Raw genomic sequence first — 13,255 nt, 5'->3', positions numbered from 1 at the left:
TCACGATATCCCCCGGATTTGCTAATCGTAGTCATAATGCATAATGACTTTAATTGCCGTTTTATTTGCCATCGCTTCAAACCCTTTTTCCCACTCAGACAGCCCAATACGGTGTGTAATCATGGGCTGAACCTGAATGGCTCCACTTTCCAGCAATCGCAGTGCATTGCGCCAGGACGTAGAGTCATATGCCATATGACCAATAATGCTTTTATTCCAGGCGGTAATATCGTTGATGGAGAAATCCAGTGGTTTAAATCCCATGCCGACCCGAACGACCTCTCCATTAGGACGGAGCATTTCGATGGATTGTTTCAGGGCAATATTTGCACCAGAACATTCGATCACCAACCCGAGGTTGTCTTTCCCACAAATTTCCTGGCAACGTGCAACCACATCTTCACGAGAAGCATTGACCGCCGCTGTCGCCCCCAGCGCTTTTGCTACGCCAAAACGGACGCTAACATCCTCTTCCAGTCCAACGACAACAATATTGACTGCGCCCATAATCCGGGCCATTTGTACGGAGAATAAGCCCAACGGGCCAGTACCGATAACCACAACATCTTGACCAGGAAGGAATTTTGATTGCTGTGCAATGGATTTGTAAGCATTGCAAATGGGATCGAGCACCGCTGCCTCTTCATATTGAACATTGGCAGGAATTTCCCACAGCGCATGGCGATGAATTTTGAGAATTTCACCTGGAACGAGGCAATATTTTGAAAAACCGCCACCCCAGGTATTGTTGTCCAAGCCCAGATTTACTTTTTCTGTACAACACAGAAAATCACCCTGCTCACAGGCTGGGCATACACCACATACGTGGCCGCTATTATCAGAGACGACACGCTGGCCGATTTTCCAGTCTTTAACGTTTTGACCCACTTTGACAATCTTACCTGCGAATTCATGCCCCCGGATTGAGTTTAGCTCTTCGGAGCCGTTATCGACCTTATAATGCTTCATATCTGCTCCGCAGATCGCCGCCGCTTTGATCTCCACAACCACATCATCAGGCCCGCATACGGGTTCGGGAACATCGATCATTTTATAGCCGCCAAACGGTTTGCCGAATCGTGCTAGTGCTTTCATAAAAACGCTCCTCAATGGTCACTTGTCATTCATTGAGCCTAATAGTTCTACACCGAACATTTGAAATCAACATAAAATCTTTGAATTGGATATTTTAATTTTTATTTCGCAGACTTGATCACATATTGAAGTCGCGGTGAAACCTGATTTTTATAAATATCTTTTATTATCAATTTATTAGTGTTTTTTAGACGACATTAAGAATGTGTTGAGGGAAAGAATGGTTAGGAAATGCTGACGATAAGCGGCGTGTGGAGCACGACAAGAGGCATTCACTGAATCGCTGTGGTAATGCTATCCTCCCCAAAAAAGGAGGATTAATGAATAGCGTTAGCGTGTTATTTTTATCTATAGCGATAGTGATGGAAGTGATTGCAACAACCGCGCTGAAGGCGTCAGATAGCTTCACTCGTCTTATGCCGAGCATCATCACCTGTGTTGGTTATGCCATATCCTTTTGGTGCTTATCGGTAACCATGCGTTCAATGCCGACGGGGATTATTTATGCAATATGGTCCGGTGTGGGAATTGTATTGATCGGCGCAGTAAGTTGGGTGGTGTATGGGCAAAAACTCGATGTCCCTGCGCTTATTGGCATGGGCATGATTATTGGTGGTGTCGTTGTCGTGAACCTCTTTTCTAACACGGTTGGTCACTGAATCGTTCGAAGAGGGGGACGGGGAACGTCGCCATCCCCTGATTATTGTAAAATTTGTTGTAAACGTGCGGGAATTTCTGCGGCATATTGACTGAGTTGTTCTGCAACAATGTCCACTAGCGCGGAAGCCGGGCGATGCAACGGGCGAATCAGGCTGACGGTAAAAGGTACATCAATGCTAAATGGTCTTACTGCAATACCACCGGATGTTGCATAGTCCAATGCCGTCAGCGGGTTGACAATGGAAACGCCGACACCCGCGCGCACCATCGTGCAGACCGATGCTGCACTGTGTGTTTCCAACACCATACGCCGTTGTACTCGTTCTTCCTCAAACCGTTTATCCAACAACTGGCGATAGCTGTCAGCGCTAGACAAACTGATAAACGGCTCATCGGTAAAATCTGCTGGAGTAAGCACGGTTTTTGTCGTGAGTGGATGTCCGGTGGGCAATACGCAAACTTCGTTTAATTGCATCAGCGTGTGTCGTTCTGTACCCGCTGGTGTGATGTTGTTTTCTGTCAGCCCCAAATCATGCCGCTGGGCCGATAGCCATTCTTCCAGCAGGGGGGATTCCTGTGGAATGATATGTAGGCTCAGTTGTGGATAACGTGCCAGCAGCGACTTACATACTTCTGGCAGCAATGATTGTGAGAATACCGGCAGGCATGCGATGGAAAGTTGTGCCTGCTGGAAACGACGAATATCGCTGGCGGCGTTGATGATTCTGTCCAGCCCGTAATAAGAACGCTGCACTTCCTCAAACAGCTGTAGCCCTTGAGCCGTAGGATAAAGCCGACCACGTACTCGCTCGAACAGAGTCATTTGAATCAGCTTTTCAAACCGCGCCAGCTCGCGACTAACGGTCGGCTGTGATGTATTTAGCAGCGTTGCGGCTTCGGTTACATTGCCGGTCGTCATGACCGCATGAAAAATCTCAATGTGTCGTAAAGATATTGCTGCCATATCGCCCCCTAATAAAATGCCTTAATCCATATCATAAATGAATAGACTCTGCTTAAAACGATATTTGTTTACTATTTAGGTCGTTTTTATAGTGGCATCTCATCCTATAGTGAGAATTGGGTAATAACGCGATGCCACACGATCTGAACGACATGACCCACGCATTGAATGCACAAAGCCTGCGTGAACTTCCTACCCGTTTTGGTTGCCCGGTCTGGGCTTATGATGCGCAGATTATCCTCGAGCGTATTACGCAATTACGCCAGTTCGATACCATTCGTTTTGCGCAGAAGGCCTGTTCCAACACACATATCCTACGTTTAATGCGCGAGCAAGGCGTAAAAGTGGACTCGGTGTCGCTGGGGGAAATCGAACGTGCCCTGGTTGCCGGGTTTGTCCCCGGTACGGATGTGCATGAGATCGTGTTCACGGCCGACTTGCTCGATCGTCCAACGTTACAGCGGGTCGCTGAATTGGGTATCCCCGTCAATGCCGGTTCAGTGGATATGTTAGAACAGTTGGGGCGTCAGTCACCGGGTCATCCGGTTTGGTTGCGTGTCAATCCGGGTTTTGGTCATGGTCATAGCCAGAAAACCAATACCGGTGGAGAAAACAGTAAGCACGGCATCTGGTATGGCGATCTGCCGATGGCATTGGCACATATCCAGCGTTACCAACTACAGCTGGTAGGCATTCACATGCACATAGGTTCAGGCGTGGACTATGGCCACCTGGAACAAGTGTGTGACGCGATGGTTCAGCAGGTGATCGCGTTGGGGCAGGATATTCAGGCCATTTCTGCCGGTGGTGGCCTGTCTATACCCTATCGTGAAGGTGAAGAATCGATTGATACCAAACACTATTACGGTTTGTGGAATGCGGCTCGTGAGAAGATAGCAGCCCATTTGGGGCATCCGGTGACGTTGGAAATTGAACCGGGGCGTTTTCTGGTGGCGGAATCCGGCGTGCTGGTTGCTGAGGTCCGTGCTGTAAAATCAATGGGGAATCGCCACTTTGTGCTGGTAGATGCCGGGTTTAACGATCTGATGCGTCCGGCGATGTATGGCAGCTATCACCATATTTCTCTATTGCCTGGCGATCTGCGTGACGTGTCGCAGTCAGCGCTGCGTGACAGCGTGATTGCGGGGCCGCTGTGTGAATCCGGTGACGTATTTACCCAGCAGGCGGGGGGGGGTATTGAAACCATTGCGCTGCCAGACGCGCAAGTGGGTGACTATCTGGTATTCCACGATACCGGGGCCTACGGAGCATCAATGTCCTCCAATTACAATAGTCGACCGCTGCTGCCTGAAGTGTTGTTTGAGAAAGGTGAACCTCGTTTGATCCGCCGTCGGCAAACATGGGAAGAACTTGTGGCGCTGGAGTCGATTTAAGTGAATGGTTCTGCCGGGTGCGTTATACCGTCGCGGCTTGGTGATTCGTGTTTTTAATCGTCGCGTTTCAGGAAAAGCGAGAGGGATAATGGCTAAGGTAGTCTGTCTGGCGGAATATCCGCAGTACCAGGAACAGGTGATTGATTGGCTATGGCAGGCATTTGGCAGCGATAATAGCCGAGAATTTTTTGCCAGCATTGTACGCCATAGCCTTAACCCTCCCGCGTTGCCAGTGACGTTTATCGCCCTTGACGCGTCGCGGTTGGTGGGAACCGTTGGACTATGGCGCTGTGATTTAATCAGCCGTCAGGATTTAACACCCTGGTTAGCCGCGCTTTATGTTGATGAAAGCCAGCGATCGACTGGGGTGGGTCAACAATTGCAGCGACACGTGTTGGATTATAGTCGATGCGCCGGGTTTAAAGATTTGTATCTGTACGCCACGTTTCGCGGTTATTACGAAAAATTCGGTTGGCAATATATTGGGGATGGGCTGGATTATCCTGATAAAACGGTGCGACTTTATCACCAGACATTATCGTCCATGAGTCGCGATGAATAATACATCGCCATGTTGGACGTAACGTGCTTTGGCGAGATGCTCGAATAAGAAGCAGGGCTATCGCCGCTGCTTCTTGATCTGACGTTCTGAAATTGTATTCAGAATGATGTCCAATCCCCTTCATTCGTTGACGCTTTTTCCCCACGAGGCGCAGCCAGCGCGGGTTTTAACGCTAACGGCGCTGGCGTCGGTCTGTTGGATAAAGCCTCGTGATGCCCTATCTGGAAGATGCTTACCGTCTGTGCTAACTGTGCCGCCTGTTGTTGCAGCGATTGTGTTGCCGCAGACGCTTCATTCACCAACGAGGCGTTCTGCTGAGTAGTCGCTTCCATCTGATTGACCGCAACGTTTACCTGTTCGATGCCCATGGTTTGTTCGTTGCTGGCTGAGCTGATTTCGCCCACCAGATCGCTGACCCGACGTACGCCGCTGACGATCTCTTGTATGGAAACGCCAGCTTGTTCCACCAGACGGTTACCTGCTTCGACGGTCTGAACGGAATGGTCGATCAATTCCTTAATCTCTTTGGCGGCAGAGGCGCTGCGCTGTGCCAGGCTCCGTACTTCGCTGGCAACCACGGCAAAACCACGGCCTTGTTCGCCCGCCCGCGCGGCTTCGACTGCCGCATTCAGCGCCAGGATGTTGGTCTGGAAGGCAATACTGTCAATGACACCAATGATATCCACGATCTTTTTAGATGATGAGTCGATCGCGCCCATGGTTTCGACCACTTCTATCACCAATTGCCCACCTGACTGAGCCTGTTTGGTAGTTGACTGGGCGAGTTGATTGGCCTGTCGAGCATTATCGGCGTTCTGCCGCACGGTTGAACTCAGTTGCTCAATGGAGGCTGCCGTTTCTTGCAGAGCGCTGGCCTGTTCTTCGGTACGGCTGGAAAGGTCGATATTACCAGCGGCAAGCTGTGACGATGCGCCAGCGATAGATTCCGAACCTTGACGCACTTCCCCGACGATATTACGCAAACGAACGGTCATATCCTGCAAGGCGTGAAGTAACTGCGCCGCTTCGTCACGCCCTTCCGGCTGTACGGCATGTGTGAGATCGCCAGCGGCGACAGCCTGTGTAGCCTGGACGGCGCGCTCCAAAGGATGCACGATGCTGCGTGTCAGCACCCAGGCGATCAGTGCACCTACAACGGCGCTTAACAACCCCATAATACCGAGGAACAGGTAGCCCTGACTGGCACTCTGATTAATGTTTTCGCCCATCTGATCAATGCTGGCGCGCTGGTGGTCACTCAGTGCTTCAACACTTTTCAGGTAGCCATCTGACGCCGGTATGAATTCTTTTTCGAATAACTCGATTGCTTTATCAAACTGACCTGATGATTTTGCAGCGACGATGGCATCGCGTTGTTTAATATAAATCTGACGATATTCACCAACCTTATCGAATAAGGCTTTTTCTTCCGGCGTCGAAATCAGGCTGGCAAATTGTTCCTGTCGTTTACTGCTTTCTTTGCTGGCCGCCGCGTTTGCCGCAGCAAACAATTGTGCCAGAGAATCATCGTTACTGCGTGCAACCGCCATGCTACGTTGCACACCGGCGACCAGTGCCGCATGCCAATCCGATGCTAAACGTTCTTTACGAAGGGGTTCCTGCATCATTTGTTCTGTACTATGAGAGACCTGGTTTAGTTGATAAATACCGCTTGTTAGCATCACCAGAGAAAAAATGATAAGTAACCCAAATCCCGCGGCTAATCGAGTACCGATCTTGTAATTCTTCATTATTTTTTATCGACCTTTAAATGAGAGTAAAAATCTGCCCCCTGACAGACCTGTTCGATATTACGCCTTGTTTTCTTATAGATTCGCTGAATAAACGGCTTAATTAGCGGCTATTTCAAGAGTTATTAAAGGAAAATATAAAATGGATGTTTAATTAGGGCATGAACCTCTGTTTTACTTATTATGTAATCGAAAAATCTTATAAATCAGATAAAAAGATTCATGAGTAATACTTATGATTTATGATGAAAAAAATATACTGTCATATGTCACGTTGCGTGATATTCCGCTCCCGAAATTATCGATTTGAGTTGGTTGATGTACCCAATAATTTAAGTTTCAGAAATACAACAAGGGCGTGACATATTTGTTTTCTTCTCGTGATGCATTATTTCAATTGACGATATGTTGCTTTGCCGTGCGAATGATTCAGGGCATTATCGCGGAGTGCGTTATTTTTGGAGAATGAAAACATGGTGTTCTTACAGGATACGGCAGAATTTTACAGTTGGTTTCACTTAGAGTAGAACTCTTGCGATTCTGAGCTGGTTTATTCACTGCGTGCTCTCTAGAGTATCAGATCCCAGAGGTATTGATTGGTGATATATCGATGTGCTCTGTACATTGAACCATTTGATTACACCAACCTACGCGGATGCGTAGGTTTTTTTTTGCCTGTCGTTTCCGAATGCCTATTGTTTCTGAATACCTATTGTTTCTAAATACCTACTGTTAATGGCTATCTTAAGAAAGCGGTCTCACTGAGATCTCCAAGGTCCTGTTGCCGTCACCTCCTGATGTCATACGCGCAACATGCCGCATCTCGAATCTGTCCATATCATCCCCGCTTTTCAGTGAGTGGCGTTGGAGTCCTCGTTGTTCTGAGAGGAAAAAGTCCTATTGTTTTCTGTTGCTCTGGCGATGAGCGGGTCGCTAAGGTATTTTAATACCGCGTATTTTTTATGACGGGCGATTTCAGCCTGCCACTCTTGGCCGCCGTTAGCGACGTTGAAAAACGCGCCGGGTGCTTTTAGGGCCAATGGATCTGTTTTGTTAAGCAGGTCATACCGTTCATCTGTCGATTGGAGAAGACATGATTTATACCCTGTTACGTTGGGTGTTCCGCCGTCTGTACCGCATCCGGATCGAGGGCGACAGCAGCAATTTTCAGCAATCAAAACTGTTAATTACGCCTAACCACGTATCTTTTCTTGATGGCGTATTACTGGCGCTATTCCTGCCGATAAAGCCCGTCTTTGCCGTCTATTCTTCGATTTCAGAGCGCTGGTTTATGCGCTGGCTGAAACCTTACATTGATTTTGTCCCGCTGGACCCAACCAAACCTTTAGCGATCAAAGGACTGATTAAGGTCATTGAGCGCGGGCAACCCGTCGTGGTTTTCCCAGAAGGTCGAATTACGGTGACGGGTTCGATGATGAAAATATACAGCGGCGCGGCGTTCGTGGCAGCAAAATCGGGTGCCACGTTGATCCCTGTGCGGATTGACGGCGCGGAGCTATCGACGTTTAGTCGCTTAAAAGGTGTTTTTAAGCGTCATTGGTTCCCGCAAATCACCATTAGCTACCTGCCACCAACGACATTGCCAATGCCTGAGGCTAATAGCGCGAGAGAACGCCGTATTTTAGCGGGCGAGCATTTGCATCAAATTATGATGGATGCGCGTATGGCGACGCGCCCACAGCAAACGTTATATCAGGCATTTCTGACAGCGCAGCAGCGTTATGGCCGTGGTTCGCCTTGTGTTACGGATATTTCATTTAACGAAGACAGCTATCAGACGTTGCTGAAAAAATCATTGGGTGTATCGCGTATTTTGCAACGCTTCACGCAGGCCGATGAGTATGTCGGCATATTATTGCCTAATGCCACTGTCACCGTTGCCGCCATTCTGGGCGCAACGCTGCGTAATCGCGTTCCGGCGATGCTGAATTATACCGCTGGCGCGAAAGGCATTCGGAGCGCGATGACAGCCTCGACCATCAAAACGATCGTGACGTCGCGTCAGTTTTTGGAAAAAGGTAAGTTGACCGACCTGCCCAAACAGGTGAGTGAAGCCAATTGGGTTTATCTGGAAGATTTAAAAGATACGGTGACGCTAGCCGATAAGCTGTGGGTGCTGTTCCATCTACTTTTTCCTGCCAAAGCGATGTTGCCGCAAAAGCCAGATGATGCCGCGATTGTGTTGTTTACGTCGGGGTCGGAAGGGAACCCGAAAGGCGTGGTACATTCACATAAGAGTCTGTTAGCTAACGTTGAACAGATCCGAACGGTGGCGGATTTTACCCCGCTTGACCGTTTTATGTCTGCATTGCCGCTATTCCATGCCTTTGGCCTGACTGCCGGGTTGCTGACGCCGCTGATAACCGGTTCCCGCGTTTTCCTCTATCCCAGCCCGTTGCACTATCGTATCGTGCCGGAAGTGGTGTATGACCAGAACTGTACCGTGCTGTTTGGTACGTCTACCTTCCTGGGGAACTATGCGCGTTTTGCTCATCCTTATGATTTTGCCCGTTTACGTTATGTAGTGGCCGGTGCGGAGAAACTGTCTGAACCTATTCGCCAGATATGGCAGGATAAATTCGGTATTCGCATTCTGGAAGGGTATGGCGTAACCGAATGTGCGCCTGTTGTTGCGATTAACGTGCCCATGGCGACAAAACTGCATACCGTGGGACGTTTGTTGCCGGAGATGGAATCTCGCCTGATTACCGTACCGGGGATTGAGCGCGGTGGCCGTTTGCAACTGCGTGGGCCGAATATCATGAAAGGCTACTTGCGTGTCGAAAACCCCGGTGTGCTGGAAGCGCCTGCGGCGGAGAACGCGCAGGGCGAGTTACAAATGGGTTGGTATGATACTGGCGATATCGTCGAGTTGGATGATGAAGGCTTCTGTACCATTGTCGGGCGTGTGAAACGCTTTGCCAAGCTGGCCGGTGAAATGGTCTCACTGGAAAGCGTTGAGCAATTGGCGCTCAGGATCTCACCTGATGCGCAGCATGCCGCCAGCGCGAAAAGCGATAGCAGTAAGGGGGAAGCGTTGGTGTTGTTCACGACGGATCATACCCTGACTCGCGATAAATTACTGGCGCAAGCACGAAGCAGTGGTGTGCCTGAACTGGCGGTGCCGCGTGATGTTCGCTATGTGAAAGCATTGCCGTTGCTCGGCAGTGGCAAAACCGACTTTGTCACGCTGCGTCAGATGGCGGAACAGTCTGTTTCAGAACGATCTGTTTCAGAACAATCTGTTTCTGAGTCATCGAGCACGGAGCAGCTATCATGAGCCATATACCGGGGGCGACGCCGCCGTTATTGTCGCGCAGTATGAGTGCGGTCATTATTGCGCAGTTCTTTTCCGCTTTCGGTGACAATGCGTTGTTGTTTGCCACGCTGGCGTTGATCAAACAGCTTGTATATCCAGACTGGAGCCAGCCGTTTTTGCAGATGGGGTTCGTCGCGGCCTATATCATTCTGGCACCGTTCGTGGGGCAAGTGGCAGATAGCTTTGCGAAAGGGCGGGTGATGATGTTCGCCAATGGCTTGAAGCTGTCGGGCGCGCTGCTGATTTTTGTTGGCGGCAATCCGTTCCTGGGCTACACGCTGGTTGGCGTGGGAGCCGCCGCCTATTCTCCAGCCAAGTATGGCATTTTAGGGGAAATTACCCGTGGCGATCAGTTGGTGAAGGCGAATGGCTTGATGGAAGCGTCCACAATCGCGGCGATCCTGACTGGGTCGGTTGCCGGCGGAGTCTTAGCGGATTGGAACGTGAACGCTGCGCTGGCGATTTGTGCGGTTGCTTATGGGATCGCACTAGGGGCCAACCTGTTGATCCCGCATCTCAAGGCCGCTCGTCCGGGACAACCTTGGCATCCGGCGCGGATGACGACCAGCTTCTTCTCTGCCTGTCGGGTACTGTGGCAGGACGGCGAAACGCGTTTCTCGCTGCTTGGTACGAGCTTGTTCTGGGGGGCGGGCGTCACGCTACGTTTTCTGTTGGTGCTGTGGGTGCCGCTGGCGCTGGGTATTACCGATAACGCAACGCCAACCCTGTTAAACGCAATGGTTGCTGTGGGGATCGTGGTAGGCGCAGGGGTAGCGGCCAAGATAATTACGTTGAAAACCGTGCAGCGTTGTCTGCCTGCCGGCGTACTGATTGGCGTGGTCGTCGTGATTTTCACCCTTCAGACTAACCTGATTAGCGCCTATGGTTTACTCATGTTGCTCGGGGCGTTAGGGGGATTCTTTATTGTGCCGCTGAACGCGCTGTTGCAGGAACGGGGCAAAGTGAGCGTCGGGGCCGGTAATGCCATAGCGGTACAGAATTTGGGCGAAAATACGGCAATGCTGGTGATGCTGGGTCTCTACTCTCTGGTCGTAAAATTAGGGGTATCAGTGATGACCATTGGCATTGGCTTCGGCGTATTATTTGCGCTGGCGATTGCAATGTTGTGGACGTGGTTGATTTTGGCAAAGCGGCGTAAAAGCGTGTGAGGATAGGATGTTGAGTGAAAGGATGGGTATGAATCTGATATGGCATGACTGGAGTGTCGAGGATCTGAATGTCTATTCATTACATGACATTCTGGCATTGCGTAATCAGGTGTTTGTTGTTGAACAAACCTGCCTGTACCTGGATACAGACGGCCGTGATTTAGCGGCCGGAAACCGACATATCGCTGCGTATGATAACGGAAAGCTGGCTGCCTATGCCCGTCTACTGGCCCCGAATTCGGGTAATCAGGCGGTGACGATTGGGCGCGTTATTGTCGCGCCCCATGCCAGAGGGCAACGTCTTGGCCATCAATTGATGGAGCATGCATTGTTTGCCTGTGCCCGCCATTGGCCGCAAAAACCGCTTTTTCTTGCTGCTCAGGCTCACCTGCAAGCGTTTTATGCCGGCTTTGGGTTTATGCCCGTGAGTGATGTTTATGATGAGGATGGCATTCCGCATATTAATATGTTGTCCAACGCTTCATCATAGGCTGTCGCCTTTTTTGATGTTAACAACGGATTGAGTCAGTTGCTGGAAGGTGCCGGGCGCGCGGACGCCCGGTTCTATAGGGTGCGTTGACGCGCATTACCCTTATTCTTCCGGTAAAAATAGTTCCAGCAGCGAATTCAGGAATAGCTTTCCCTGTTCGGTAATTTGCCAGTCAGTGTCGGTTTCAATCAGGTAATTTTTCTCCAGCGCCTGATCGAGTTGGGCGCGGATAAGATGTTCGTCCAGACCCGTATAAGCAGTGAAATCTGCGCGTGGCGCGGCTTCTAGCAGACGGAAGCGGTTCATGAAAAATTCAAAAGGACGCTCTTCATCGGCCACGTTGTATTGTTTATCCCGGTAGGTGCCTTGCATATAGCCACGTGGATGACGAACTTTCACCGTGCGCAGAATGCGTCCGTCGTTGAAGGTGAGTTTGCCATGCGCACCGCAACCGATCCCCAGATAGTCTCCAAATCGCCAGTAGTTGAGATTATGCTGACATTGATAACCCGGTTTGGCATAAGCGGAGGTTTCATATTGCTGGTAGCCTGCGGCGCTCAGCAATTGATGACCCCGCTCATAGATGTCCCACAGCGCATCATCGTCTGGTAGCGTGGGGGGACGTGAACTGAACAATGTGTTGGGTTCAATTGTTAACTGATACCAGGATAAGTGTGGGGGATTGAGCGCAATGGCCTGACGTAGATCGTTCAACGCATCGTCTAGCAATTGGTCAGGCAGACCATGCATCAAATCAAGGTTAAAACTGCGTAATCCTAGTCCGGCAGCCAGATTTGCCGCACGTTTTGCTTCTTCAGGGCCATGAATCCGGCCTAAACGGCTCAGCTTTTGGGCGTCGAAACTTTGTACGCCAATAGAAATCCGGTTGATGCCAGCACGCTGATAGCCGCTGAAACGATCGGCTTCTACCGTCCCCGGATTCGCTTCCATGGTAATCTCGGCATTTGGCATCAGCGACAGGCGCTCACGCACACCGTCTAACAAAAATTGCATAGCCTCTGCGCTTAGCAGGCTTGGCGTACCGCCACCGATAAAGATGGAATGTAGCGGTCGGTTACTCGTCAGTGGCAGATCGGCATCAAGGTCGGCCAACAGATGCTCAACGTACTCCTGGTGTGGTACATCGCCTTTCAATGCGTGTGAATTGAAATCGCAATAGGGGCACTTCTGTACACACCAGGGAATATGAATATACAGGCTGAGCGGTGGTAGCTTAAGCATTACGCAAGGCATCCAGTAGCAAACGCATTGCCTGACCTCGATGGGATTGTGCGTTTTTTTCTTCACGGGTGAGTTCGGCGGCCGTTTTACCCAGTGCCGGTACAAAGAAGATCGGATCGTAGCCAAAACCGCCTGAGCCAGTCGGTGCATGTTTCAATACGCCTTTCCAACTACCGTGGCATACCAGTGGGGTCGGGTCGTTGGCATGACGCAAATAAACCAGCACACAATGGAAACTGGCACCGCGCTGGGCATCAGGTACCGCTTTCAGCGTGTCCAATAGCTTATCCAGATTTTGCTGGTCGCTGGCGTCAACCCCTGCATAACGCGCGGAGTAAATGCCTGGCGCACCGCCCAATGCATCCACCGCCAGACCGGAGTCATCGGCAATGGCGGGTAAGCCCGCTATCTGCGAGGCGTGGCGTGCTTTCAGGATGGCATTCTCGATAAATGTCAGACCGGTTTCTTCGGCGGAATCCACCCCTAGTTCCGTTTGAGCCACGATATCCAGACCGAAGTCAGCCAGTAAACTGGCAAGCTCGCGTACCTTACCGGGATTACCGGTCGCCAAAACCACTTGTTGCATCT

General features: G+C 50.4%; 11 protein-coding genes. 6 read left to right on the top strand and 5 right to left on the bottom strand.

What is annotated here, in order from left to right:
• Positions 1–21 precede the first annotated feature (21 nt).
• Positions 22–1,095 (bottom strand): zinc-binding dehydrogenase, encoded by a 1,074-nt coding sequence (locus ACKPVM_RS06810; RefSeq protein WP_409308029.1) that lies wholly within the window; start codon positions 1,093–1,095, stop codon positions 22–24.
• 320 nt (positions 1,096–1,415) lie between these two features.
• Here ACKPVM_RS06810 and ACKPVM_RS06805 point away from each other — a divergent pair, with 320 nt between their 5' ends.
• Positions 1,416–1,754 (top strand): DMT family transporter, encoded by a 339-nt coding sequence (locus ACKPVM_RS06805; RefSeq protein WP_409308028.1) that lies wholly within the window; start codon positions 1,416–1,418, stop codon positions 1,752–1,754.
• 41 nt (positions 1,755–1,795) lie between these two features.
• Here ACKPVM_RS06805 and ACKPVM_RS06800 read toward each other — a convergent pair whose 3' ends face one another.
• Positions 1,796–2,719 carry a LysR family transcriptional regulator gene (locus tag ACKPVM_RS06800; protein WP_409308026.1) on the bottom strand — a complete coding sequence of 308 codons (924 nt, stop codon included), beginning with the start codon at positions 2,717–2,719 and terminating at the stop codon, positions 1,796–1,798.
• A 131-nt stretch (positions 2,720–2,850) separates the two neighbouring features.
• On the opposite strand from ACKPVM_RS06800, the gene lysA reads away from it, so the two are divergent.
• Positions 2,851–4,113: a diaminopimelate decarboxylase gene (gene lysA / locus ACKPVM_RS06795; RefSeq protein WP_409308024.1), complete on the top strand. Its 1,263-nt coding sequence runs from the start codon at positions 2,851–2,853 to the stop codon at positions 4,111–4,113.
• Positions 4,114–4,201: 88 nt separating this feature from the next.
• Entirely contained in the window at positions 4,202–4,675 is a 474-nt protein-coding gene (locus ACKPVM_RS06790) for a GNAT family N-acetyltransferase (protein ID WP_409308022.1), read from the top strand.
• A 98-nt stretch (positions 4,676–4,773) separates the two neighbouring features.
• Here ACKPVM_RS06790 and ACKPVM_RS06785 read toward each other — a convergent pair whose 3' ends face one another.
• Complete coding sequence (locus tag ACKPVM_RS06785; protein ID WP_409308020.1) at positions 4,774–6,426, bottom strand: methyl-accepting chemotaxis protein; 1,653 nt, start codon at positions 6,424–6,426, stop codon at positions 4,774–4,776.
• Between the two features lie 1,093 nt (positions 6,427–7,519).
• On the opposite strand from ACKPVM_RS06785, the gene aas reads away from it, so the two are divergent.
• The 3 genes from aas to ACKPVM_RS06770 are packed head-to-tail and all read left to right on the top strand — an operon-like array spanning position 7,520 to position 11,425.
• On the top strand, positions 7,520–9,727 hold the full coding sequence (gene aas / locus ACKPVM_RS06780; RefSeq protein WP_409308018.1) for a bifunctional acyl-ACP--phospholipid O-acyltransferase/long-chain-fatty-acid--ACP ligase: 2,208 nt from the start codon (positions 7,520–7,522) through the stop codon (positions 9,725–9,727).
• Positions 9,724–10,935, top strand: a complete 1,212-nt coding sequence (lplT, locus tag ACKPVM_RS06775; protein ID WP_409308016.1) for a lysophospholipid transporter LplT — start codon at positions 9,724–9,726, stop codon at positions 10,933–10,935. Before aas ends, lplT begins: the two co-directional genes overlap by 4 nt.
• A 28-nt stretch (positions 10,936–10,963) precedes the next feature.
• Complete coding sequence (locus tag ACKPVM_RS06770; protein ID WP_409308014.1) at positions 10,964–11,425, top strand: GNAT family N-acetyltransferase; 462 nt, start codon at positions 10,964–10,966, stop codon at positions 11,423–11,425.
• A 102-nt stretch (positions 11,426–11,527) separates the two neighbouring features.
• Here ACKPVM_RS06770 and hemW read toward each other — a convergent pair whose 3' ends face one another.
• Entirely contained in the window at positions 11,528–12,667 is a 1,140-nt protein-coding gene (hemW, locus tag ACKPVM_RS06765) for a radical SAM family heme chaperone HemW (protein ID WP_409308012.1), read from the bottom strand.
• Positions 12,660–13,253, bottom strand: a complete 594-nt coding sequence (rdgB, locus tag ACKPVM_RS06760) for an RdgB/HAM1 family non-canonical purine NTP pyrophosphatase (protein ID WP_409308011.1) — start codon at positions 13,251–13,253, stop codon at positions 12,660–12,662. The genes hemW and rdgB overlap by 8 nt, the downstream gene beginning before the upstream one ends.
• Positions 13,254–13,255 lie beyond the last annotated feature (2 nt).

The sequence above is a fragment of the Pectobacterium hainanensis genome, from assembly GCF_046237015.1.
GTDB lineage: Bacteria > Pseudomonadota > Gammaproteobacteria > Enterobacterales > Enterobacteriaceae > JBJYIN01.
This window is presented reverse-complemented; position numbering and strand designations above follow the sequence as displayed.